Raw genomic sequence first — 24143 nt, 5'->3', positions numbered from 1 at the left:
GGCTATCGAGAATGCCGCCGTCGACGAGTCCAGCGCGCGTCATTCGTGTTCGGCGGCTATTGCCAGCCCCTCGAACGCCGATCGGATAGCTTCCACGACTCGCGCCGCTCCGCGCTCATCCTCGAACGGCGAACGCGGTCCACCCGGTGGCTGGCGCACCGTCCAAGGTTCAGTCCAGATTCACGCTCGCCACTCGTTCACGTTCAAGCATGTGGCACGCGCACGGTTAGCCCTGGCAAATCAGCGAAATCCGCGACGTTCAGCGTCATCAGCGCATAGCCGTGCTCAATCGCCTGCGCTGCAATCCACAGATCGTTGTAGCGCGGCCGCGGCGAGCGGCCCGCCTGCTTGACAGCAGCAGCCAGCACCCCGAAAGCGGCCGCAGTGTGGCGCGTGACTTCAAGCACAGGTCGGCGCTCAAGTTGGCGCAAATGGGCGGCGCGCCGCGCGCGTTCGGCAGCGTCCGCGCAAGCCTGCACGCCGAATGCCAGTTCGCCCAACGAAATCGTCGAGATGAACACAGGCGCATCGCCCGCCGTGTCGATCACGGCACGCGATTCGATCGTGCCGCCGGCCAGCCCCACCCACACGCAACTGTCGATGATCATGCCCACGGATCACGAACTCCGTCTTCGAAGCCGCTGCGACTATCTCGCAGCCAACGGGCTGCGTCCTCGGCGTCGAAACTTGCAGGCAGGCCTTCGAGCGCTTGTGCGGCGTCCATAACGGGCTCGGCCGGGACCAGCCGCGCGATCACGGTCTGGTTGCGTTCGACCACGATCGTCTCACGGCGTTGGGCGACCTGATCGAGGATCTGGCGAGTATGGCGGGCCAGTTCAGTTGCGGTAATGGTGACCATGGCGTCTCCGGGACGAGTAATACGTATTGTACGTATTATACGCATTCAATGCCCGGTGCGAGAACGAATGGCTGAACGTGGTGGGCTTCGTGGGCGAGTCGAGACCCAGAGTCCCCTTGCCGCACGGTTCTACAACAGCGCATTCGCGAGAGCAGACCTCGCTATCGAGCTTCGGTCCGCGTCCGGCGAGCGTGGTCGAACCGCAACCATATCGCCTTGAGATCACAGCCTGGTCGGGCTCTCGGAGCGATACGCGATTTCGTCCAACGTTGGGTCGTCGTGGTCAACATGACCGGGGCGCTGAGCCGCTCGGCGAAATCGACTACACCCGCGCGGAATACACACCGACCATGCCCCACATCAGCGCATTCGCCACAAATCCCGACTATCCAGAATTCCCTATTCCGGTGCATCGAAACGTGCCCTATGCTCGCGGCTTGTCCTGCTCCGCCGCCATCATGCCTACCGCCCGCCCCGCCTCGCCGTCGATCGACCTGCGCATCCTGCTGCGCGGTATCGGGCAGATCGTGCTGCAGGCGAATGCGCTCACCGGTACGTTGCTGCTCGCCGCGCTGGCGCTGACCGACCTGCGGCTCGCATGCGCGGCGCTGGTCGGCTCGGCTGCCGCCAGCATGACGGCCGTGCTGGCGGGCGCCGAACGCCGCGACGTCGAACAGGGGCTGCACGGCTTCAACGGCGCGCTGGCCGCGCTGATCGCCGTCCTGTTCGCGCCCGGTCAACTCGCCGCCGTCGCGCTGGTGCCGCTGCTCGCGATCGGCGCGGCGCTCGTGCAACGCGCGATGCGGGCGCCGCTCGCCCGCTGGCGCCAGTGCCCGTATTCGAGCCCGTGCCTGGCCGTCACCGCGCTGTGGCTGCCGTTTGTCGCGTCGCAGCATGCGGACGGCGCGAGCGCCGGCCCCGTGCCGACGCTCGCTTCCGCAACCGACGCGCTGCTGTCGGGCGTCGCTCAGACCGCCTTCGCACAAGGCGCCTGGGCCGGCGCGCTGGTCGTCGCCGGTCTCGCCGTCGCGTCGCGCCGCGCGGCCGCGTTCGCGCTCGGCGGTGCGATTGCGTCGACCGTGCTGCTCGTCGCGCTCGGCGCGAGCGACGCATCGCTCGCCGATGGCCTGCTCGGCTTCAACGGCGCGCTCGCCGCGCTCGCGCTGATGTCGCGCGGGCCGCGTGCGGCGCTCGCGGCCGCCGCCCTCGCCGCGCTGATCCAGTGGCTCGCGATGCGCGCAGGCATTACCCTGTTCACGGCCCCGTTCGCGCTCGCGTCATGGGTGACCGTAGCCGTCGCGCGCCGCCTCACCCTCGGAGAACCCGATGTCATTCGCACACCGTCCTGATGCCGTGAAGCCCGGCGGCCCGATCTCGGACGCCGAACGCAAGCTGCGCGTCGACCTCGCCGCCGCGTACCGGCTCGTCGCGCTGAACGGCTGGGACGATCTGATCTACACGCATCTGTCCGCAACCGTGCCGGGCGAGCCGGGCCACTTCCTGATCAACCCGTTCGGCCTGACCTTCGACGAGGTCCGCGCATCGAACCTTGTCAAGATCGATCTGGCCGGCAACCGGATCGGCGACGGCGAGCACGCGGTCAACGTGACGGGCTTCGCGCTGCATGCGGCCGTGCACGCCGCGCGCGCGGACGCCGTCTGCGTGATGCACCTGCACAATGCGGCCGGCATCGCCGTGTCGATCCAGCGCGACGGGCTGTTGCCGGCGTCGCAGCACGCGCTGCGCTTTCATGGCGATCTCGCGTACCACGACTACGAGGCGCTCGCGTTCTCGCCGGACGAAGGCGCGCGGCTGACGGCGAGCCTCGGCGCGAAATCCGCGATGCTGCTGCGCAATCACGGCACGCTGACGGTCGGCCGGACCGTCGCCGAAGCGTACGTGCTGATGGATACGCTGATCAAGGCGTGCGACATCCAGTTGCGCGCGCAAGCAGGCGGCGGGCGGCTCGTGCTGCCGGAACCGGCCATCGCCGAGCGCACCGCCGAACAACTGCGCGACGGCGGCGCGATCGAAGGTGAACTGGAATGGCCGGCGCTGCTGCGCCGGCTCGACCGGATCGATCCGTCGTATCGCGACTGACGCCGCATCCGCACCGTGCCGAATCGCTCGTCTTCAATCGTTCAATCCCAACCGGAGCATGTGTCATGCCGACTTTCAATATCCAGCTGTTCGAAGGCCGCACCGTCGAGCAAAAGCGCGCATTCGTCGAAGCAATCACGCGCGTCACGTGCGAGACGCTCGGGTGCGCGCCGGACTCGGTCGATATCATTCTCACCGACGTGAAGAAGGAGAACTGGGCGACGGCCGGGAAGCTGTGGAGCGATCAGGGTTGAGCGACACGGGCGGCGTCGCTTCGGCGCCGTCTGCCCGGTGCCGCACCCTAACCCTACCTCACGGCGCCCGCGACAGGCGCCGCACGCGGGCGCCTTCGCCCGCCGCCGTTGTGCGCCCGCACATCGCTTCGTCACGCAATCGGCGCATAATGCGGGACAGACGCAGCAGCCGATGGCCACCCGACGAGGAGACCGCCATGGAAGCGAAGAACGAGGAAGTCGTCGCACACCTGCTCTCCGATGTCGTCGAATTCGCGCGCGCTCGCCTGCCCGACGCCACGTTCCGGATCGTCGAACCCTTCCTGCGTCATTACTACGACTTCGTCGATGCGGACGATCTGCAGAGCCGCGGCATCGCCGACCTGTACGGCGCCGCGATGGCGCACTGGCAGACCGCCCAGAAATTCGTGCCCGGCAGCGAACGCCTGCGCGTGTACAACCCGATCCTCGAACAGCACGGCTGGCATTCCGACCACACGGTGATCGAGATCGTCAACGACGACATGCCGTTCCTCGTCGACTCGGTGACGATGGCCATCAACCGTCTCGGGCTCGCGCTGCATTCGGCGCTGCATCCGGTGTTCCGCATCTGGCGCGGCGCCGGCGGCGGCATCGAGCGGGTCGACGCGGGCGGCGCGACGTCCGGCGACGGCCAGTCGCAACTCGCGTCGTTCATCCATTTCGAAGTCGACCGCTGCGGCGACGCCGCGTTGCTCGACACGCTGCGCGAGGACATCGCGCGCGTGCTCGGCGACGTACGCGCGTCGGTGGAAGACTGGCCGAAGATCGTCGACATCGCCCGCGCGACGATCAAGGAGATGAAGGCGCGCGAATCGACCGCGGAGGACATCGAAGCGCGCGCGTTCCTCGAATGGATGGCCGCCGATCACTTCACGTTCCTCGGCCAGCGCGACTACGCGCTCGTATCGGACGGCACGGGTTTCGGCCTGCGCGGCATCGAGGGCTCGGGCTTCGGCATCCTGCGCGAATCGTTGCGCACGTCCGGCGCGCCCGACGTGACGCCGCTGCCGCCGGCGGCGGCCGAGATCATCACCGGCCCCTGGCCGATCTTCCTGACCAAGGCGAATTCGCGCGCAACCGTGCACCGGCCCGGCTATCTCGACTACGTCGGCGTGAAGCTCGTCGGTGCCGACGGCAAGGTCACCGGCGAGCGCCGCTTCATCGGCCTCTACACGTCGACCGCCTATTTCGGTTCGTTCACCGAGATCCCGATCGTGCGCCGCAAGTGCGCGAACATCGTGCGGCGTGCGGGCTTCCTGCCGAAGGGGCACCTCGGCAAATCGCTCGTGACGGTGCTCGAAACCTATCCGCGCGACGAACTGTTCCAGGCCGACGAAGACCGGCTCTACGACATCGCGCTCGGCATCCTGCGCCTGCAGGAGCACCAGCGCACGCGGCTGTTCGTGCGCCGCGACCGCTTCGACCGCTTCGTGTCGTGTCTCGTGTTCGTGCCGCGCGACAAGTACAACACCGATCTGCGCCGCCGCATCGCGAAGCTGCTGGTCGATGCGTACAACGGCGTGAACGTCGAGTTCACGCCGCTGCTGTCGGAATCGGCGCTCGCGCGCATTCATTTCGTCGTGCATGCGGAACCGGGCACGATGCCCGACGTCGACACGCGCGAGCTCGAAACGCGGCTCGTGCAGGTCACGCGCCGGTGGCAGGACGATCTCGCCGACGCGCTGCTCGACACATTCGGCGAAGAGCAAGGCAACCGCCTGCTGCAGCGCTATGTCGATTCGTTCCCCGCCGGCTATCGCGACGACTACCCGGCGCGCACGGCCGTGCGCGACATCGAGCTGATCGAGCGCGTGAAGGACTCGGGCCAGCTCGCGATGAACCTGTACCGCCCGATCGAGGCCGAGCCGCGCGCGTTCCGCTTCAAGGTGTATCGCGCGGGCGACCCGATCGCGCTGTCGCGCAGCCTGCCGATGCTCGAACATCTCGGCGTGCGCGTCGACGAGGAGCGGCCGTACCGGATCCAGACGCAGGACACCGCGCATGCATGGGTACACGATTTCGGCCTCGAGCTCGCCGACGATACCGAGTTCGACATCGAGCGCGTGAAAGGCCTGTTCGAGGACGCGTTCGACCGGATCTGGAGCGGCCGGATCGAAAACGACGACTTCAACCGTCTCGTGCTGCGCGCGCACCTGAGCGCACGCGAAGTGACGATCCTGCGCGCGTATGCGAAATACCTGCGTCAGGTCGGCTCGACCTTCAGCGACGCGTATATCGAACGCGCGCTGACCGGCAATCCGGCGATCGCGCGGCAACTCGTCGAGCTGTTCCTGCTGCGCTTCGACCCGCGCATCGGCGACACGCGCGACGTGCAGGCCGAAAGGCTGCTGAAGGCGATCGAAGGCGCGCTCGACCAGGTGCCGAACCTCGACGAGGACCGCATCCTGCGCCAGTTCCTCGGCGTGATCAACGCCACCGAGCGCACGAACTATTTCCTCGCCGACGCGAACGGCGAATCGAAGCCGTACCTGTCGTTCAAGTTCAACCCGGCGAAGGTGCCCGGCCTGCCCGAACCGAAGCCGATGTTCGAGATCTGGGTGTATTCGCCGCGCGTCGAGGGCGTGCACCTGCGCGGCGGGCGCGTCGCGCGCGGCGGCCTGCGCTGGTCGGATCGCCGCGAGGATTTCCGCACCGAGGTGCTCGGGCTGATGAAGGCGCAGATGGTGAAGAATGTCGTGATCGTGCCGGTCGGCTCGAAAGGCGGCTTCGTCGTGAAGAACCCGCCGCCGCAGACCGATCGCGAAGCCTGGATGCGCGAAGGCATCGCGTGCTACCAGACGTTCCTGCGCGGGCTGCTCGACCTCACCGACAACCTCGCCGGCAACGCGATCGTGCCGCCGCCCGACGTCGTGCGCCACGACCCCGACGATCCGTACCTGGTCGTCGCCGCCGACAAGGGCACGGCCACTTTCTCCGACTACGCGAACGCGATCTCGCACGAATACGGCTTCTGGCTCGACGATGCGTTCGCGTCCGGCGGCTCGGTCGGCTACGACCACAAGAAGATGGCGATCACCGCGCGCGGCGCGTGGGAATCGGTGAAGCGGCACTTCCGGGAGATGGGCATCGACACGCAGACGACCGACTTCACCGTGGTCGGCGTCGGCGACATGTCGGGCGACGTGTTCGGCAACGGGATGCTGCTGTCGCCGCATATCCGGCTCGTCGCCGCGTTCGATCACCGGCACATCTTCCTCGACCCGAACCCCGACCCGGCGACGAGCTTCGCGGAGCGCCAGCGCATGTTCGCGCTCGAACGCTCGAGCTGGGCCGACTACGACGCGGCCGCGATTTCGCCGGGCGGCGGCGTGTATCCGCGCACCGCGAAGACGATCCCGCTGTCGCCGGCGGTACAGGCCGCGCTCGGCATCGACGCGCACGCGCTGCCGCCGACCGAGCTGATCCGCGCGATCCTGCAGGCGCCGGTCGACCTGCTGTACAACGGCGGCATCGGCACCTACGTGAAGGCCGCGCGCGAAACCCACGCGCAGGTCGGCGACCGCGCGAACGACGCGGTGCGCGTGAACGGCGCGGACCTGCGCTGCAAGGTCGTCGGCGAAGGCGGCAATCTCGGCTGCACGCAGTTCGGCCGCATCGAGTTCGCGCAGCGCGGCGGCCGCATCAACACCGATGCGATCGACAACTCGGCCGGCGTCGATTGTTCGGATCACGAAGTCAACATCAAGATCCTGCTCGGGCTCGTCGTGTCCGACGGCGAGATGACCGAGAAGCAGCGCAACGCGCTGCTCGCCGAGATGACCGACGAAGTCGGGCTGCTCGTGCTGCGCGACAACTACTACCAGACGCAGGCGCTGTCGATCGCGGGCCGCCATGCGGTCGAGCTGCTCGACGCCGAGGCGCGCCTGATGCGCTGGCTCGAACGCGCGGGCCGCCTGAACCGCGTGATCGAATTCCTGCCGACCGACGACGAAGTCGCCGAGCGGCAGGCCGCGAAGCTCGGCCTCACGTCGCCGGAGCGCGCGGTGCTGCTCGCGTACAGCAAGATGTGGCTCTACGACGCGCTGCTCGAATCCGACGTGCCGGAGGATCCGCTGGTAGCGGCGATGCTCGTCGACTACTTCCCGAAGCCGCTGCAGCAGCGCTTCAGCGAGCCGATGCGCCGCCATCCGCTGCGCCGCGAGATTCTCGCGACGCACCTGACCAACGCGCTCGTGAACCGCGTCGGCTGCGCATTCGTGCACCGGCTGATGGAGGAAACCGACGCGAAGCCCGGCGACATCGTGCGCGCATGCATCATGGCGCGCGACGTGTTCGACCTCGATGCGGTGTGGCGCGACATCGACGCGCTCGACAACCGCGTCGCCGACGACGTGCAGGCGCGCATGTTCGTCGACGTCGCGCGGCTGCTGGAGCGCGCGGCGCTGTGGTTCCTGCGTCACCTGCAAGCGGGCGCGGTGGCCGACGGCGGCGTCGCCGAGCTGATCGCGCGCTGCCGCGACGCCGCACAGCGGCTCGCGCCGCAACTGCCGTCGCTGCTGCCGGCGGACGATCTCGATGCGCTGTCCGAGCGCCAGCGCGTGCTTGTGGATGCCGGCGTCGACAGCGCGCTCGCGGTACGCGTCGCGAGCGGCGACATCTCGGCCGCGCTGCTCGACATCGCCGAAGTGGCCGCGACCTGCAACCGCAGCCTCGAACTCGTCGCGGGCGTCTATTTCTCGCTCGGCACGCTGCTCAATTACGGATGGATCGGCGAACGCGCGGCGACACTACCGACGCCGACGCACTGGGACATGCTCGCGCGCGCCGCCGCACTCGCGGAAGTCGCGCGGCTCAAGCGCACGCTCGCGACGAGCGCGCTCGCGGAATCGCCGGACTCGACCACGCCGGACACGATCGTCGGTGCGTGGCGCGCGCGCCGCGAGGCCGCGCTCGCGCGTTACGAGCACCTGCTCGCGGATCTGCGTGCGTCGGGCGGCGCGAGCCTCGCGGTGCTGCTCGTGGTCGTGCGGGAAATGGCCGTGCTCGAACGCGCGTGACGGCAACGACGGGCGCGACGGGTCAGACCGTCGCGACGAGCAATTCTTCCGCGCGGTTCGGCGGCCGCAGGCCGTCCGTGCGCGCGGCGAAATAACGCCGCGTCAGCTCGGCGGCCGACACGTGTTCCGCCTTCGCGAAGCCGGCCTCCAGGGCGAGCGCCTGGATCTGGTCCGGCATGAAGAAGCTGATGAACGGCGTGCCGCTCGCGTGCGCGCCCTTCGCGGCCATTTCCATCCCCGGGCGCACGTCCGAATCTGCATTGTTCAGCGGCAACAGGAACGTCATCGCGAACGTCGAACCGGGCGCGAGCGATGCGACTTCGCGCAGCGCGGCCGCATTCGCTTCGCGCGTCAGGTACATGCTGACGCCGGTGGACACCACGACCGCCGGTTTGCCCGCATCGAAGCCCGCGCCGACGAGCGCGTCGCGCCACGACTGCTTCGCTTCGAAATCGACCGGCACGAAGCGCAGCCAGTCGGGCACGCCGAAGCCGAGTTCGACGAGGCGCCGCTGCTTCCAGCGCTGCGGCGCCGGCTGGTCGACTTCGAATACCGTCACGCACGACGCCATGTCCGGCCGGCGCTGCACGAAGCTGTCGAGCCCCGCGCCGAGGATCACGTACTGGCTCACGCCGCGCGCGGCCTGCTCGGCAACGAGATCCTCGATGAAGCGCGCCCGTCCGACGATCGATGCGCGAAACGGCCGCGTGAACTGCGGATCCATGTCGCCGCGCCGCTGCCAGCCCGGTTCCGGCGCGAGCAGTTGCAACCCGATTTCGTCCGTGAACACATGCGGCGGCGCGTCGAGCTCGACGTGCAGCGCACGCCACAGCGCGACGCGCGCGGCCGTGCTGTCCGGGGCGTCTTCGCGGATAGCGGTCATGTCGGCCTCACTCCGGCTGCTTGCCCGGCGCCTGCAGACGCCACACGCGGCCGTCCGGATCGCGCACGGTCATGTCGCGCGTGCCCCAGTGCGTGTCCTCGAACGGCGTGACGACATCGACGATCGGCTGAGGCTGCACCGCCTGCTCGTCGGGCACCTTGAGCACGACCTGCATGTCGGGCTTTTCGGTCGGCGGCACTTCGGCGATGAACAGGAACGGACCATCGCCGCTGCGCAGTTGGCCCGAGTGGTGATCGGTTTCGAACTCCAGCCTGAAGCCCAGCGCCTGGAAGAACTTCGCCGACTTGCCCCAGTTGTGCGTGGTCAGGTACACAGCTTCGATCCGCTCGGACGACATGTCACTCCTCCTTGTTGGACGGCTCCGCGCCGGGCGGCGGCGCGGCCAGATACGCGCGCAACGCGTCGGCCACCAGCGCGGACAGCGATTGCTCCGTCTCGATGGCGCGATGCTTGACCTGCCGGATCAGGCCGAGCGGCAGGTACACGTTGAATTGCTTCACTTCTTCGTCGGTCATGGATACTAGTATGCTAGTAATCTAGCAAAAGTCAACGGAGGACGATGGCGGGATGATCGCGGCCCATGTGCGAGCCGCCGTCGGATGTCGTGCGTCCGCGTTACCTCGCGCTGCGCGCCGCAAGCCGCACGAACAGCGCGTCGAGATCGAATCCCGCCGTATCGATGCCGATCGTGTCGCGCAGGCACGCGGCCCAGTCGGCTGTATTGTCGAACGCGATCGTGCGCCCGGCCCCCGCCGCGTCGCGCAGCGTCAGCACGGTATTGAGCAGCGCCGCGCGGCCGTCCGGCAGCACGCGGCACGCGATCAGGTCGTTCACGAAGATCGATTCGGGATACGTCGACGTGAACCAGTTCGCGGCTTCGTAATCGATCCATTCGGCCGGCTTCAGCGAGAAGCGGTAAGTCGTCTGCCAGCCGTCGGGAATTTCGAACTGCATGTCGAATTCGCCGTCGACCGGTGCGTCGACCACACGAAACGCGCCGTGCGGCGTCAGTTGCCGCTCGCCCGGCGCGAAGCGCAGCGGCGCGGTCAGCGTCGCGCTGCCGAAGCCGATGTCCGCGAGCCACGCCGCGCCGTCGACGTCGATGCGCAGCAGCATGTGCGTCTGCGCGGTCACGATTTCGGGCGGCCGCATCCAGCGCACGCGCGCGATCAGCGGCGTCACGCGAAAGCCGATCGTCGTGAGCGCGGTGTAGAACAGCTTGTTGAGTTCGAAGCAGTAGCCGCCGCGGCGGCGCTCGATCAACTTGTCGACGATCGCGGGCAGGTCGAGCGCGACGCGCGCGCCGGTCAGCGGGTTGAGGTTTTCGAACGGAATCGCCTGCGGATGCAGCAGGTGCAGCCGGCGCAGCACGTCGAGCGTCGGCTCGGCCGGGCCGTCGTAGCCGATGCGGGAGAAGTAGCGCGAGAGGTCGAACGAGTCAGTCATGAACCGGCACCGATAAGAGGGACCCGCCACGATAGCATCGCGCGAAATCCCCATGTTGGGCGGGACGATCGTTCGTGGCCGGCGCGCGCGATGCCGGCGACGCATCGCGCACGCATCCGCGCGACGTTACGGCAGCAGCTTCAGTGCGGACGACGCAACCGACGGCACCGAAATGCCCTGGCTCGTCGCGAACTGCACGGCCTGGCTGAGCGTCGCCGCGAGCGATTGCAACTGGCTCGGCGCGCTTTGCGCGATATACGACGCGGCCTGCATGTTCTGCGGATTCAGGCCCGATTGCAGCAGCGACGCGGCGCTCGTCGAGCCGAGATTGCCGAGCCCCGACTGCAGTTGCGAATACTGCGTGAGCCCCTGCCCGAGCGATGCAAGCCCGTTGCTGAACGCCTGCTTGTCGATCTGGCCGTGCGTGGCGCCGCCGCTCGCGAACGCCTGGCCGAGCGCCTGCGACACCGATTGCTGCGCACCGCCCATCTGCGACAGCACGGCCGGCGACAGCGCGTCGCCGCCGGACAACTGGCTCGCGGCCTGCTGCGCCTGTCCGGCCGCCCCCGTCAGCCCCATCGCCGACGCGAGCGACGACTGGCCGTTCAGCACCTGCTGGTTCGCGCCGACATAGGCCTGCAGCAACTGCGCGACACCGCCCTGCGCCGGCGCTGCCGCCTGCTGCTGCCCGCCGCCGAGCAGCGACGCGCCGATCGACTGCAGGTCGAGCTGCGCGTGGGCGGTGCCGCTCACCAGGATGCCGAATGCGATGCCTGCCGAGGCCAGATACCGGCCCGTCGCGCGAATGTGCTTCATGTGTTTCCCTCGTGCCCGAATGATCGAGGCAATATTGTCGAAGCGCGTCGCGCGCCGCCGCAACGACTGAAACACATCGAAACGAAATCACGCCGCGCCGCCGCTTGCAATTCGGCAACCGACGGGTCCCGTCGCGCGGATTCGCGTACGTTTGCCGCGCGATGCCGTGCACGCGTTGCGATTCTTTCTCCGGTTGCATCAATGGATGCCGGTTCCAGCCTGCGCCGGCGCGCTTCACGTCGAACGATGCAAAACGAAACGGGCAGCTCGCCGCCGCCCGTTTCGTCACCCGCCTACCCGGCTACCGGCTGCCTGCCGCCCGCGGTGTCACGCCGCCATCCATGCCGGCACGCGCCGCGCCACCCAGTCGGCCGCCTGCTCGTAGCCGTGCGCAAGCTGCAGCACCGCGAGATCGGCGCGCGGACGCCCGATCAGCTGCATCCCCATCGGCAACCCCGCGTCGTTGAAGCCGACCGGCACGTTGATCACCGGGCAGCCGGCGAGCGTCCACGGCACGACCGTTTCCATCCAGCGGTGGTACGTGTCCATCGCGCGCCCCGCGATCTCCTGCGGCCAGCGCTGTTCGACGTCGAACGGGAACACCTGCGCGGTCGGCGCCGCGATGAAGTCGTAACGGTCGAAGAAGCCCAGCACCGCCTGATGCCACGCGGTGCGTTCGACGCTCGCGTCGAATACCGCCGCGCCCTGCATCGCGAGCAGCCCTTCGACCTCGTAGATCGCCTCGGGCTTCAGCAGCGCGCGGCGCGCCGGGTCGCGATAGTGCGCGAGCAGCCCGCCGCCCGACAGCAAGTGCCGGTGCGTGAGCCACAGGCGCCAGATCCGGTCGGGCGCGAACGCCGGCAGCGCGGCATCGACGTCGCAGCCGATCTCGCGCAGCGCCGCCAGCCCATGCTCGCACTGCGCGAGCACGCCGGCCTCGGTCGCGAGATAGCCGTTCCAGTCGCCGACCCACGCGATGCGCTTGCCGCGCAGATCCGCGTCGAGCGGCTGCGCGAACACGGCCGGATCCTCGGCGAGCGACAGCGGATCGTTGCGGTCGTAGCCGGCCTGGATCGCGAGCAGTTGTGCGACGTCGCCGACGGTGCGCCCCATCGGCCCTTCGATGCCGAGCTGCTGCATGAACACGTCGACGCCCGGCCAGCGCGGCACGCGGCCCTGCGACGGACGGAAGCCGTAGACGTTGCAGAACGCGGCCGGATTGCGCAGCGATCCGCCGAAATCGCTGCCGTCCGCCACCGGCAGCATCCGCGACGCGAGCGCGGCCGCCGTGCCGCCGCTGCTGCCGCCCGCGCTCTTCGTCAGGTCGTACGGGTTGCGCGTCGCGCCGTAGACCTCGTTGAACGTGTGCGAACCGAGGCCGAACTCCGGCGTGTTGGTCTTGCCGATGAAGATCGCACCCGCCGCGCGCATTCGCGCGACGCCGACGGAATCGGCCTGCGGCACGTTCTCGCGGAAGATCGGCGAGCCGTAGGTCGTCCGCAACCCCTTCGTCATCGCCAGATCCTTCGGCGCCTGCGGTATCCCGTGCAGCCAGCCGCGGTACTCGCCGCGCGCCAGCGCCGCATCCTTTTCCGCGGCTTCGGCCAGCAGCGCATCGGGCTCGCGCAGCGCGACGATCGCGTTGACCGCGCCGTTCACACGCTCGATGTGATCGAGATACGCACGCATCGTCTCGACGCACGAAACCGCCTTGCTGCGGATCGCCGCCGCGAGCTCGCCGGCCGACAGGCGCACGATCGGATCGACGGAAATGGAAGCGGGAGCGAGAAACTGCGGGGCGCCGTGCGGCATGCGAGGTCTCCTGGAATCGGAATGGAAGGCTCGACGGCGCTCGCTCCCATGCCAGCCGGGAGACGGTCGCGCCGCGGCCGATGCTCTACTCTACGTGACGCCGGATGCTCGACCTCCGATATTTTCCGTCGCGATTCATTGAGGATTCGACTAAATCCGGGCGCCCGACGCCGCGCTGCCCAGGCCGCCACGCCCGATGAAATCGTTTATGCGCATAAATTTAAATTTCTTATATTTCTCATAGACGCGTCATGTGCCGGCGCCCGTTAACGACATTTTTACGCGGCCGCGCGATCTCTTTAGATGGCCTGGCCCGGCCGCGCGCTACGCTGGAAGCATCCCGTTTCCTGGATATCGCTCATGCTCAAGCTGCTGGTTCCGGTCGGCCATTCGCCGCGCTCGCTTCAGGCGGTTCGCCACGCGACATTCCTGTATCGCGAGCGCTGCGCATCGGAGGTCGTGCTCATCAACGTGCAGGCGCCGCTCGAATCCACGCGGCTCGAGGCCTATCACCCGCTGTCGCGGTTGCGCGCGATCGAAGAAAAATTCGCGGCCGGCGATCTGGCGATGGCAGAGCGGATTCTGAAGGAAGCCGGCGTCAAATACACCGTCGAGGTGAAGGTCGGCCCGGTGGCCGACACGATCGCGGCCGTGGCGGCCGAGACCGGTTGCGACGAGATCGTGGTGGTCGCGCCGCGGCACGATCCGCTGCACGCGCTGATGTCGGTGTTTCGGCGCAGCGTGATGGGCCGGCTGATGCGGATCTCGAATGTGCCGGTGACGGCGGTGCAATGACGGCAACGGCGCGTCACGCGTGCGCCCCCGGCGCACGCTGTCGCGCAGCGTTTATTTGATGGCCTTGCGCCAGAACACGAAATAGGCGGCCGCCGAAGAAGCCAGCAGCAGGATGGCCCACATCGGGGCAAGACTGATCAGGACGGAAGAGACGTTCAACATTTGGATTCCTCACTATTTCGACAGCGATATTCAACATTTGCCTGCTTGCCGGACCCGATGGGTCGACGCCGCATCGCGTTCCGTCAAATCATGCATTCATGCTATCGCTTTGAACGGCCGCGCGACCGCCGTCGCCCGCCCGTACCCTGACATTCGTCAAACTCGCGCGCATTGCCCGCCTCTCCAGCAACGGCGGAAAAACAGGACGGGATCGCCCTGCCCCGCCACCGCTTTCAGCAGACGTTTACCGGGGGAAGCCCCAAGTGCTTCGTCGAACGTGTCCGCGTTACGCTTGAGCGACGAGGAGACGAACCATGAGACGAGCCGTACATATCGCCGTTTTCGCACTGCTGGCCTATCTCATCGGCGATCGCGCGATCCTGCACGCGCAGGGCCGCGACGCCAGCCCGCTCGCATGCGAGCAAGGCGCCGCGCAAGTGAAGGCCGATGCGCTCGGCCGCGGCTTCGGCGAAGCCGCCGCCGGCAGCCAGAGCGAGGCCTTCATGTCGGGCTGCCTGGTGACGGGACGCAGCAGCCAGGACGTTGCGATGGCGGCCCGCTGACGCGTATCATCCGGCGGCAAACCAGCCGCGCCCGAGCCGGCCGCGCTCGACGTGGCTCGCGCGGGTGTCGGCTCGCGCTGCCCGCCGCCGCTTTTCCGTTCGACGTTTCGACGAACGTCACCACCCGCCTCCCCGCGCACTCATACCCGACATGACCGATCCGAACACCGCATTGATCCAGCGCTTCTACACGGCCTTTCAGCAGCGCGACATCGACGCGATGCTCGCGTGCTATGCCGACGACATCGTGTTCAGCGATCCCGCGTTCAGCGAACTGCGCGGCGAACTCGCGCGCGACATGTGGCGGATGCTGGTCGCGCGGGCGCAGGAATTCTCGCTGACGTTCGGCGAAGTCGCCGCGGACGGCCAGGCCGGGCGCGCGCAGTGGAGCGCGCATTACCGGTTCGCCGCGACCGGCCGAATGGTGGTCAACCGGATCGATGCGCGCTTCCGGTTTCGCGACGGACGCATCGTCGAGCATCGCGACCATTTCGACCTGTGGCGCTGGGCGCGTCAGGCGCTCGGGATGAAAGGCGCGCTGCTCGGCTGGACGCCTTTCATGCAGCGCGCGATCCGCGCGCAGGCGCGGAAGAATCTCGACGCGTATCGCGCCAAACGGCGATAAACCGCGCGCGCCGCGGCCACTCCGCTAAGGCTTCATCGTCGCGTCGATCAGGTCGTAGGCCAGGTCCGGCGCCACGCCGTCCGGGTTCGCGAGACCATTCTGGCGATACCAGCTTTCATCGGCCTCCGGATGCGGGCCGGCAAGGCCGACGCGCCCTTTGCCGTAGCGGTACGTGGCCGCCGCGATGTCCTTGTTCGGGTAGATCGCCAGCACGATCCCGCCGGAACCGATCGGCGCGACCGGGAGCCTCGCGCCGTCCTGAAAGTAGATCCAGCGCTTTTTCCCGCGCCAGACGACCGGCGTCACCGTGTCGGCGATGCCGTGAAGCGTCGAACCCGGCCGGCCGACCTCGGCATCGATATCGCCGGCAACCAGCCCGAAACCCTGCGCGCCGGCCAGGTAGGCGCCCATGCACAGTCCGAGATATCGGCCGCCGTTCGCTACGTATCGCCGCACGGCCCGCATTTCGTTTCGGCCGATGCTGGCTGCCGCGCCGGGAATGTCCTGCCCACCGCCGGGCTGCACGTAGAGCGCCGCACCGGCCAGCGCCGCGGGCGTGATCTTGAGCTTTTCCGCCGGCCCCACGTAGATCACCCGGAACCGGTGGTCCGATTCCCGCAGGCGCCTGGCGATGGTTTCGGCGCACCCGTCGCACGCGGCAGGACCGCGATAGACCAGCGCGACCGGCCGGCTCGCCGCATCCCGCGTTTCGTCGCCGGGCATGGCCGCGTGAACGGCCGGCGACGCGACGATCGCCATCATCAGGAAAATCGCGTCTCTGGAGCGCATGTGGTGGATCGCCGGAGTCAAGGGAATCGCTGCCGCCCGGGCCGGATCGACAGGCGCGCGACGACCTCCGCCTCCCGTTCCGACACTCGATGCAAGCCGCGTGACAGCAAGCGTAGCGGCCCGAACGCGCCCGGTGTGTACCGTTTCCTGCGCGCTTGTGCAGATATGTGCGACACCGGCGGACCTGAACCGACGCCCCAGCATCCGCCCGACAAGGCCGGCTGCGCGATACGGCCGCGCCCCGTCTTTCACACCTCCAAGTCTTATATAAGACATAAGACATTTGACGTTCCAGACCATTGAGACTAGAATCCCGCTCAAAGCAGTGCCTGGAATAGCCCCGGAGTGCCGGCAAGGCCTTCCCCTCCAACGCAATATCAGCAGGTCTCCCCATGCTTGAAAACTTTCGTGCTCACGTGGCCGCCCGCGCCGCGCTCGGTATTCCTCCCCTGCCGCTGACGGCTCAGCAAACCGCCGAACTGGTCGAATTGCTGACGAACCCGCCCGCCGGCGAAGAGCAGACGCTGCTCGACCTGATCACCCATCGCGTGCCGGCCGGCGTCGACGAAGCCGCCCGCGTGAAGGCCGGCTTCCTGGCCGCCGTGGCCAAGGGCGAGACCGCCTGCCCGCTGATCTCGCGGGCGCGCGCGACCGAACTCCTCGGCACGATGCTCGGCGGCTACAACATCCAGCCGCTGATCGAGCTGCTGTCCGACGAAGCCGTCGCCGCGGTCGCCGCCGACGCGCTGAAGAAAACCCTGCTGATGTTCGACCAGTTCCATGACGTGAAGGAACTCGCCGACAAGGGCAACGCGCACGCGAAGGCCGTGCTGCAGAGCTGGGCCGATGCCGAATGGTTCACGAGCCGTCCGGAAGTGCCGGAAAGCCTGACCATCACCGTCTTCAAGGTCACGGGCGAAACCAATACCGACGACCTGTCGCCTGCGCCGGACGCCACCACCCGCCCCGACATCCCGATGCACGCGCTGGCGATGCTGAAGAACGCGCGCCCGGGCATCACGCCGGAAGAAGACGGCAAGCGCGGCCCCGTCAAGTTCATCGAATCGCTGAAGGAAAAGGGCCACCTGGTCGCGTACGTCGGCGACGTGGTCGGCACCGGCTCCTCGCGCAAGTCGGCCACCAACTCGGTGCTGTGGTTCACCGGCGAGGACATCCCGTTCGTGCCGAACAAGCGCTTCGGCGGCGTGTGCCTCGGCGGCAAGATCGCCCCGATCTTCTACAACACGATGGAAGACGCCGGCGCGCTGCCGATCGAGCTCGACGTGTCGCAGATGAACATGGGCGACGTGGTCGAACTGCGCCCGTACGAAGGCAAGGCGCTGAAGGACGGCAAGGTCATCGCCGAATTCCAGGTGAAGTCCGACGTGCTGTTCGACGAAGTGCGCGCCGGCGGCCGCATTCCGCTGATCATCGGCCGCGGCCTGACCGCGAAGGCGCGTGAAGCGCTGGGCCTGCCGCCGTCGACGCTGTTCCGCCTGCCGCACCAGCCGGCCGACAGCGGCAAGGGCTTCTCGCTCGCGCAGAAGATGGTCGGCCGCGCATGCGGTCTGCCGGAAGGCCAGGGCGTGCGCCCGGGCACGTACTGCGAACCGAAGATGACCTCGGTCGGCTCGCAGGACACCACCGGCCCGATGACCCGCGACGAACTGAAGGACCTCGCGTGCCTCGGCTTCTCGGCCGACCTCGTGATGCAGTCGTTCTGCCACACCGCCGCGTACCCGAAGCCGGTTGACGTGAAGACGCACCAGACGCTGCCGAACTTCATCAGCACGCGCGGCGGCATCGCGCTGCGCCCGGGCGACGGCGTGATCCACTCGTGGCTGAACCGCATGCTGCTGCCCGACACCGTCGGCACCGGCGGCGATTCGCACACGCGCTTCCCGATCGGCATCAGCTTCCCGGCAGGCTCGGGCCTCGTCGCATTCGCGGCCGCCACCGGCACGATGCCGCTCGACATGCCGGAATCGGTGCTGGTCCGCTTCAAGGGCAAGATGCAGCCTGGCGTCACGCTGCGTGACCTCGTCAACGCGATTCCGCTGTACGCGATCAAGCAAGGCATGCTGACGGTCGCGAAGCAAGGCAAGAAGAACATCTTCTCGGGCCGCATTCTCGAGATCGAAGGCCTGCCCGACCTCAAGGTCGAGCAAGCGTTCGAGCTGTCCGACGCGTCCGCCGAGCGTTCGGCTGCCGGTTGCACGGTGCGCCTGAACAAGGAGCCGATCATCGAATACCTGAACAGCAACATCACGCTGCTCAAGTGGATGATCGCGCAGGGCTACCAGGATCCGCGCAGCCTGCAGCGCCGGATCGCGGCGATGGAACAGTGGCTGGCCGACCCGCAACTGCTCGCGCCGGACGCCGACGCCGAATACGCGGCCGTCATCGAAATCGACCTCGCCGACATCCACGAGCCGATCGTCGCGTGCCCGAACGATCCGGACGACGTGAAGACGCTGTCCGACGTCGCCGGTGCGAAGATCGACGAAGTGTTCATCGGCTCGTGCATGACCAATATCGGTCACTTCCGCGCCGCGTCGAAGCTGCTGGAAGGCAAGCGCGACATTCCGGTCAAGCTGTGGGTCGCGCCGCCGACCAAGATGGACCAGAAGCAATTGACGGAAGAAGGCCACTACGGCGTGTTCGGCACGGCCGGCGCCCGCACCGAAATGCCGGGCTGCTCGCTGTGCATGGGTAACCAGGCGCAGGTGCGCGAAGGCGCGACGGTGATGTCGACGTCGACCCGCAACTTCCCGAACCGCCTCGGCAAGAACACGAACGTGTACCTCGGCTCGGCGGAACTGGCGGCGATCTGCTCGCGTCTGGGCAAGATCCCGACCAAGGAAGAGTACATGGCCGACATGGGCGTGCTCACCGCGAACGGCGACAAGATCTATCAGTACATGAACTTCGACCAGATCGAGGACTTCAAGGAAGTCGCCGACACCGTGCAGATCTAAGCGCGCAACCGGGCGGCGGCGGGTGGTCGACGTCGCCGCGCACCGCAAGGCGCCGCGGGCCGAATGGCCGCGGCGCCTTTTTTATGCGGGCGGAAAGGACGCAGCGATCGGCGCATCGCGGTGTCGATGCGGCGTCGCCACCCCGCTCACGAAGGCGCGCTCCGAATCACCAGTTCGTTGAAACCGGTGTCCGCATCGGGCTCGCGCGAAAAACGATGCGCGGGCAGCAGCGCGAGCAGGATCTCGGCCGTCGTGCGCACCAAGCAGCCGCTCGCGACGTGGCCGCCCGTCACGCGGCCGGCTGCATCCGAGATCGACATATGCAGATGCGCGCCGTCCGGCGACACCGAGCCGGCCAGCGTCAGGATTTCGAGGTCGCCGCGCAGTTCGGTCGGCTGATCGGCGCCGGCGAAACGCAACTGCGCGACGTTCAGGCTGCCGATGCCCTGGATCACGAAGGCCGCGTGCGAGTCGTGGCGGCGCAACGCCAGCTCGATCGCGCCGCGCAAATCGTCGCCGGGGGAAAGACGCAGAGGATGAGCTTGCATGGTCGATAACCGGTGGGTGGACCGTGATATCGACCAAGCGTACGTTCGCCCGGTGAATCCGGCAAGCCGGCCGTTTACGCGCGACGCTCGCGCGCCAGCAACCCGTACAGCGCACTGTCCGACACTTCGTCGCCGACGATCCAGCGTTCGCGCAGCAGCCCTTCCCGCACGAAGCCGAGCCGTTCGAGCAGCCGCGCCGACGCGGCATTGCGCGGATCGATATCGGCTTCGAGGCGGTTCAGTCGCAGCGTGGCGAAGGCATGATCGATCATGGCCGACGCCGCTTCGCGCATGTAGCCGCCGCCCCAGAACCTGCGCCGCAGGCTGAAGCCGATCTCCGCGCGCCGGCACTGCGCGTTCGCATGGAACAGCGCGCATTCGCCGAGCGCTTCGCCAGTCTCCCGCAGTTCGAGCACGCAGGTCAGGCTCTCCCCGCTCGCGGCGGTCTGCACGTTGCGCGCGACGCGCGCCTCGGCCTGTTCGAGCTGCGTCATCGGCGAGAACGAGAAGTAGCGCATCGCCTCCGCATCGGACCAGATCTCGAAGAAAGCATGTGCGTCGGCGTCGCGAAGGGGCCGCAGGACGAGGCGGGACGTATTCAGCGTGACGGGTTCGAACAGGGGCATGGCAACGGTCTGATGAAAATCGGGACCGTGAATTAGAACACGTGAGCCGTGCGGTAACCATGGCGCCCGTTGGCAGCGCTCGACATGGAACGACGGACCGCCGCGAAATAAAAAAGGCCCGGGGAACATCCCCGGGCCCGAGTACCTGAACTGTGACTGCCGGCCACGCTTACGCCTCGAGCGCCTCCAGCACCTTCCCCTTCGTCTCGATCCCGACGAAGTGCACGGTCGCCGCCGCGATCAGCGGCACGATGCCGATCAGGTAGAACGCCGGCGCGAGGTTCCCGCCGATGATCGCGTGCGGCACGATCATCGGCGCCGCGAACGACGCGATCTTCAGCCACGCGCTGCCGAGCCCGCAGCCCGACGCGCGGATGCTCGTCGGATACTGCTCCGGCGTATAGACGTACGCGGTAATGAAGCCCGACGCCATCAGCCCGAGCGACAGCGAGCAGAAAGTCGCGACCACATACACCGACGACGCGTGATAGATGCCCGCGAACGCCAGCGACAGCGCGCACAGCACGAACGACCACACGATCACCGGCTTGCGGCCGAGCTTGTCGACCAGCAGCGCGGAGGCCAGCGACCCGAGCACGCCCATCACCGAGCCGATCACCGCGAGGTTCAGCGCGAGCTGCAGCGGCGCGTGATAGAAGTTCTTGTAGATCGTCGGCAGCCAGGTCGACAGCCCGTACTGGATGAACCCGCAGGTCGCCCACAGCGTCGCCACCGCGAGCGTGCGCTTGCGATACGCGGCGCTGAACAGGTCGCTCATCCTGCGCTTCGGATGCTGACGCACCATCTCGTCGAACGCGGCCGCCTGCGTGGCCGGCGGCAACTCGCCGCGCACCGATTCCTCGAACGCGCCGACCGCACGCCCGGCCTCCGCGAGCCGCCCGCGCGACGCGAGCCAGCGCGGCGACTCCGGCACGAGATGCGTGAGCACGAGCGACAGAAGCAGCGGCAGCCCGCCGACGAAGTACATGATCTCCCAGCCGAAGCGCGGCACGAGCCACGCGCCGAGCGCCATCGACACGAGCAGGCCGATCGGGAACACGATCTCGTACAGCAGCACGAAGCGGCCGCGGCCATGCGCGCGCGTGATCTCGTTGATGTACGTCGCGGCGACCGGCAATTCGCCGCCGAGCCCGAGCCCCTGCAGGATCCGCAGCAGCACGAACACCTCGAACGTCGGCGCGAAGCCGCACGCGATGCTCGTGATCCCGATCACCGCCGAACTCCACGCGATCGCCTTCACGCGGCCGTGCTTTTCCGCGAGCGCGGGAAACAGGAAGGCGCCGATCAACTGGCCGATCGCGCCGGACGCGATCAGCATGCCGATCTGCGTCGGCGACAGCCCCCATTTATGAATCAGCAGCGGCAGCGTCGCCGCGATCGTGATCACGTCGAAGCCGTCGAAGAACGTCGCGGTGCCGATCAGCACGCGCGCACGGATCTGCATCGCGTTGGCCGGCAACCGCTCGAGCCGCGCGATGATCGCACCGGGCGTGGCGGCGGCAGCTTCCATCGTGGCCCTGCCGGCCACGACGTTGTCGAAAGTGCTCATGCGGGGTATCTCCTGGATCTCTTTCCGGGTTGGACCGGTCAGGCAAGCGCCTGGGTCGTGTCTGCCAGAGCTTCCGTATCCACCGCCCGGCCCTGGTTCATCCACTTGCGCGCGAGCTTCAACTCACGCGCGTTGTTCACCGCGACGACACCTCTCACATGCCCGTCGCCAACGAAAAACAGCGTCGCACGGCGCGCGGCGAGATCGCCGCGCACGACGAGCTGCGCATCGGCCGGCAGATCGCCGAGGATCTGCAGGTTCACGTCGTACTGATCGGACCAGAACCACGGAATCTCCGCATACGGCGCGCGTACGCCGAGCACGGCCTTCGCCGCCGCGATCGCCTGGTTCTGCGCGTTGGCCCACGATTCGAGCCGCACGCGCCGCTTCAGCCAGCCGTTGTGATGGTTCGCGACGTCGCCGCACGCGAAGATCGCCGGATCGCTGGTCGCGCCGTATTCGTCGACGACGATGCCGTCGTCGATCGCGAGCCCCGCGTCGCTCGCGAGCGACACGTTCAGCGCGAGGCCGATGCCGGCCACCGCGAAATCGGCGTCGATCGTCGTGCCGTCGGCAAGCGTCGCGCGTACCTTCGACGCGTCGTCCGGCTGCGGGTCGAGCGACGCGAGCGCCGCGCCCGTGCGCACCTCGACACCGTTCGAACGATGCAGGTCGAGCAGGAAGTCCGACACGATCTGCGGCACCGAACGGCCGCACAGGCGCGGCGCACCTTCGACCACGATCGCATCGACGCCGAGCTTGCGCGCCGTTGCCGCGACTTCGAGGCCGATCCAGCCGCCGCCGATCACGAGCACGCGCCGGCTCGCGCGCAGCTTCTCGCCGAGCGCGGCCGCTTCGTCGAGCGTGCGCAGGTAATGCAGGTTCGGCGTGTTGACGAGCGCATCGGGCAAGCGGCGCGACGTGCCGCCGGTCGCGATCACGAGCCGGTCGTATGCGATCTCGCGGCTGCTTTCGGTCTTCACCACGCGGCGCGCGCGATCGATCGACGCCGCGCGTTCCGGCTGCCACGCTTCGACGTTCAGCGCATCGAATTCGTCGGGGCGCACGACGCGCACGGTTTCGATGTCGGCGTCGCCGGCCAGCACGGCCTTCGACAGCGGCGGGCGCTCGTACGGCAGATGCGGCTCGTCGGCGATCATCACCAGGCGGCCCGCGAAGCCTTCCGCGCGCAGCGTCTTCAGCACCCAGCCGGCCGCCTGGCCGCCGCCGATCACGACGACCGTGCCCGGCGCGGCCGATTCCTGCGAGTTCGTTTCGCTCACGATTTCCGCTCCGTCATGAACTTGCCTTCCGGCGCCTTCGCGTTCTTCTGCCGGCGCGTGTTGCCGTCGAGGCCGCCGTCGACGGCCCATTCGGCGAACACGGTCGGGCCCGGCTCGAATTCGCGCGGCTGCCACTCGGGCGTGAGCACGTCCTCGTCCGCGTAGTACTCGATCAATGCGCCGGCCGGGTTCTGGAAGTACCAGAAGTACGCGGACGACACCGGATGACGCCCCGGGCCGAGCTGCGTTTGCCAGCCGCAGCGGTCGATGTGCATGCCGCCGCCGAACACTTCGTGGATGTCGCGCACGGTGAACGCGACGTGGTTCAGGCCGCGTTTTCCATTCGGCAGCGCGAGCAGGAACAGGTCGTGATGGCCGCCGTGCGGCGCGCAGCGCATGAACGCACCGCGGCCCGGGTAACGGTCCGACGTCTCGAAGCCGAGCAGTTCGTGATAGAACGTTTCCTGCGCGTCGAGGCAGTTCGTGAAGAACACGACGTGCCCGACCTCGACCGGCTCCGCGCGCGCATAGATCGGGCTCGGCTGGTCGACGCGCAGCGTCTGGCCCCACACGTTCGACGGCGAGCCCGTGATGTCGAGTGCGCGCTTGCGCGTGACTTCGACGCGGATCGCCATCCCGTTCGGATCGATGCAGCCGACCGCATCCTCCTGCGCGTAATAGCCGGGCTGGCCGGCGAGCTTCGTGCGCAGCGCGTCGAGTTCCTGCCGCGTCGCGACGCCCCACGTGACTTCACGCAGCGTCGGGCCGGCTTCGAATGCGGGCGGCAGCGACGGATCGTCGGCCCGCACGACCAGCACGGTGCAGCCGTTCAGCGTTTCGAAACGGGCGCGGGTGTCGTCGTGCGCGACTTCCTTCAAGCCCCAGTCGGCGAAAAAGCGCCGGCAGGTGGCGAGGTCGTCGACACCGTACGTGATCTGCTCGATTCCCAAGATGCTCATTGCGTCATTCCCCTT

General features: G+C 67.9%; 22 protein-coding genes. 8 read left to right on the top strand and 14 right to left on the bottom strand.

Annotated features, from left to right (window positions below):
* Window positions 1–203: 203 nt before the first annotated feature.
* Together WS64_RS30560 and WS64_RS30555 are read right to left on the bottom strand one after the other, a co-directional pair.
* A complete protein-coding gene (locus tag WS64_RS30560; RefSeq protein ID WP_059584912.1) occupies window positions 204–614 on the bottom strand; it encodes a type II toxin-antitoxin system VapC family toxin in 411 nt (136 codons plus the stop codon).
* Window positions 605–859, bottom strand: a complete 255-nt coding sequence (locus WS64_RS30555) for a type II toxin-antitoxin system Phd/YefM family antitoxin (protein ID WP_059584911.1) — start codon at window positions 857–859, stop codon at window positions 605–607. The genes WS64_RS30560 and WS64_RS30555 overlap by 10 nt, the downstream gene beginning before the upstream one ends.
* Window positions 860–1317: 458 nt before the next feature.
* Between WS64_RS30555 and WS64_RS30550 the strand changes: the two genes are divergently transcribed.
* From WS64_RS30550 to WS64_RS30535, 4 genes are all read left to right on the top strand, one after another.
* Window positions 1318–2208: an urea transporter gene (locus tag WS64_RS30550; RefSeq protein ID WP_060968771.1), complete on the top strand. Its 891-nt coding sequence runs from the start codon at window positions 1318–1320 to the stop codon at window positions 2206–2208.
* Window positions 2186–2959 (top strand): class II aldolase/adducin family protein, encoded by a 774-nt coding sequence (locus WS64_RS30545; RefSeq protein WP_060968770.1) that lies wholly within the window; start codon window positions 2186–2188, stop codon window positions 2957–2959. The genes WS64_RS30550 and WS64_RS30545 overlap by 23 nt, the downstream gene beginning before the upstream one ends.
* Window positions 2960–3024: 65 nt before the next feature.
* A complete protein-coding gene (locus tag WS64_RS35730; protein WP_060968769.1) occupies window positions 3025–3213 on the top strand; it encodes a 4-oxalocrotonate tautomerase in 189 nt (62 codons plus the stop codon).
* A gap of 197 nt (window positions 3214–3410) precedes the next feature.
* Window positions 3411–8252 carry an NAD-glutamate dehydrogenase gene (locus WS64_RS30535; protein ID WP_060968768.1) on the top strand — a complete coding sequence of 1614 codons (4842 nt, stop codon included), beginning with the start codon at window positions 3411–3413 and terminating at the stop codon, window positions 8250–8252.
* A gap of 22 nt (window positions 8253–8274) precedes the next feature.
* Here WS64_RS30535 and WS64_RS30530 read toward each other — a convergent pair whose 3' ends face one another.
* The 6 genes from WS64_RS30530 to WS64_RS30505 all read right to left on the bottom strand — a co-directional run bounded on the left by WS64_RS30530 (window position 8275) and on the right by WS64_RS30505 (window position 13230).
* Window positions 8275–9135 carry a class I SAM-dependent methyltransferase gene (locus tag WS64_RS30530; RefSeq protein WP_060968767.1) on the bottom strand — a complete coding sequence of 287 codons (861 nt, stop codon included), beginning with the start codon at window positions 9133–9135 and terminating at the stop codon, window positions 8275–8277.
* A gap of 7 nt (window positions 9136–9142) precedes the next feature.
* Entirely contained in the window at window positions 9143–9493 is a 351-nt protein-coding gene (locus WS64_RS30525) for a VOC family protein (protein ID WP_060968766.1), read from the bottom strand.
* Window position 9494: 1 nt separating this feature from the next.
* A complete protein-coding gene (locus WS64_RS30520; RefSeq protein WP_059639659.1) occupies window positions 9495–9671 on the bottom strand; it encodes a ribbon-helix-helix protein, CopG family in 177 nt (58 codons plus the stop codon).
* A 100-nt stretch (window positions 9672–9771) separates the two neighbouring features.
* Window positions 9772–10602, bottom strand: coding sequence for an arylamine N-acetyltransferase family protein (locus tag WS64_RS30515; RefSeq protein WP_060968765.1), 831 nt, complete (start codon window positions 10600–10602; stop codon window positions 9772–9774).
* 126 nt (window positions 10603–10728) lie between these two features.
* Window positions 10729–11418, bottom strand: coding sequence for a hypothetical protein (locus WS64_RS30510; protein ID WP_060968764.1), 690 nt, complete (start codon window positions 11416–11418; stop codon window positions 10729–10731).
* A 327-nt stretch (window positions 11419–11745) separates the two neighbouring features.
* Complete coding sequence (locus WS64_RS30505; protein WP_060968763.1) at window positions 11746–13230, bottom strand: amidase; 1485 nt, start codon at window positions 13228–13230, stop codon at window positions 11746–11748.
* 360 nt (window positions 13231–13590) lie between these two features.
* Here WS64_RS30505 and WS64_RS30500 point away from each other — a divergent pair, with 360 nt between their 5' ends.
* From WS64_RS30500 to WS64_RS30490, 3 genes are all read left to right on the top strand, one after another.
* Complete coding sequence (locus WS64_RS30500) at window positions 13591–14025, top strand: universal stress protein (RefSeq protein WP_060968762.1); 435 nt, start codon at window positions 13591–13593, stop codon at window positions 14023–14025.
* Between the two features lie 476 nt (window positions 14026–14501).
* Window positions 14502–14750, top strand: a complete 249-nt coding sequence (locus WS64_RS30495) for a hypothetical protein (RefSeq protein ID WP_059584900.1) — start codon at window positions 14502–14504, stop codon at window positions 14748–14750.
* A gap of 151 nt (window positions 14751–14901) precedes the next feature.
* Entirely contained in the window at window positions 14902–15375 is a 474-nt protein-coding gene (locus WS64_RS30490; RefSeq protein ID WP_060968761.1) for a nuclear transport factor 2 family protein, read from the top strand.
* Between the two features lie 24 nt (window positions 15376–15399).
* Here WS64_RS30490 and WS64_RS30485 read toward each other — a convergent pair whose 3' ends face one another.
* Window positions 15400–16185: a BPL-N domain-containing protein gene (locus WS64_RS30485; RefSeq protein ID WP_244166689.1), complete on the bottom strand. Its 786-nt coding sequence runs from the start codon at window positions 16183–16185 to the stop codon at window positions 15400–15402.
* 371 nt (window positions 16186–16556) lie between these two features.
* On the opposite strand from WS64_RS30485, the gene acnB reads away from it, so the two are divergent.
* Window positions 16557–19142 carry a bifunctional aconitate hydratase 2/2-methylisocitrate dehydratase gene (acnB, locus tag WS64_RS30480; RefSeq protein ID WP_059584897.1) on the top strand — a complete coding sequence of 862 codons (2586 nt, stop codon included), beginning with the start codon at window positions 16557–16559 and terminating at the stop codon, window positions 19140–19142.
* Between the two features lie 146 nt (window positions 19143–19288).
* Here the strand turns inward: acnB and WS64_RS30475 are convergent, their stop codons facing one another.
* From WS64_RS30475 to WS64_RS30455, 5 genes are all read right to left on the bottom strand, one after another.
* The gene (locus WS64_RS30475; protein WP_060968759.1) at window positions 19289–19690 is read right to left on the bottom strand and encodes a PPC domain-containing DNA-binding protein; all 402 of its coding nucleotides are present in this window, start codon (window positions 19688–19690) and stop codon (window positions 19289–19291) included.
* Window positions 19691–19764: 74 nt separating this feature from the next.
* A complete protein-coding gene (locus tag WS64_RS30470) occupies window positions 19765–20316 on the bottom strand; it encodes a GNAT family N-acetyltransferase (RefSeq protein WP_060968758.1) in 552 nt (183 codons plus the stop codon).
* Window positions 20317–20485: 169 nt separating this feature from the next.
* The gene (locus WS64_RS30465) at window positions 20486–21886 is read right to left on the bottom strand and encodes an MFS transporter (RefSeq protein WP_059639668.1); all 1401 of its coding nucleotides are present in this window, start codon (window positions 21884–21886) and stop codon (window positions 20486–20488) included.
* A 38-nt stretch (window positions 21887–21924) separates the two neighbouring features.
* Window positions 21925–23169 (bottom strand): NAD(P)/FAD-dependent oxidoreductase, encoded by a 1245-nt coding sequence (locus tag WS64_RS30460; protein ID WP_060968757.1) that lies wholly within the window; start codon window positions 23167–23169, stop codon window positions 21925–21927.
* On the bottom strand, window positions 23166–24128 hold the full coding sequence (locus WS64_RS30455; protein ID WP_060968756.1) for a VOC family protein: 963 nt from the start codon (window positions 24126–24128) through the stop codon (window positions 23166–23168). Before WS64_RS30455 ends, WS64_RS30460 begins: the two co-directional genes overlap by 4 nt.
* Window positions 24129–24143: the final 15 nt, after the last annotated feature.

Origin of the sequence: Burkholderia anthina (assembly GCF_001547525.1) — a bacterium.
In the GTDB taxonomy this organism is placed as follows: Bacteria; Pseudomonadota; Gammaproteobacteria; order Burkholderiales; family Burkholderiaceae; genus Burkholderia; species Burkholderia semiarida.
Note: the sequence above shows the minus strand (reverse complement) of the source record. Positions and strands in the feature narration are given on the sequence as shown.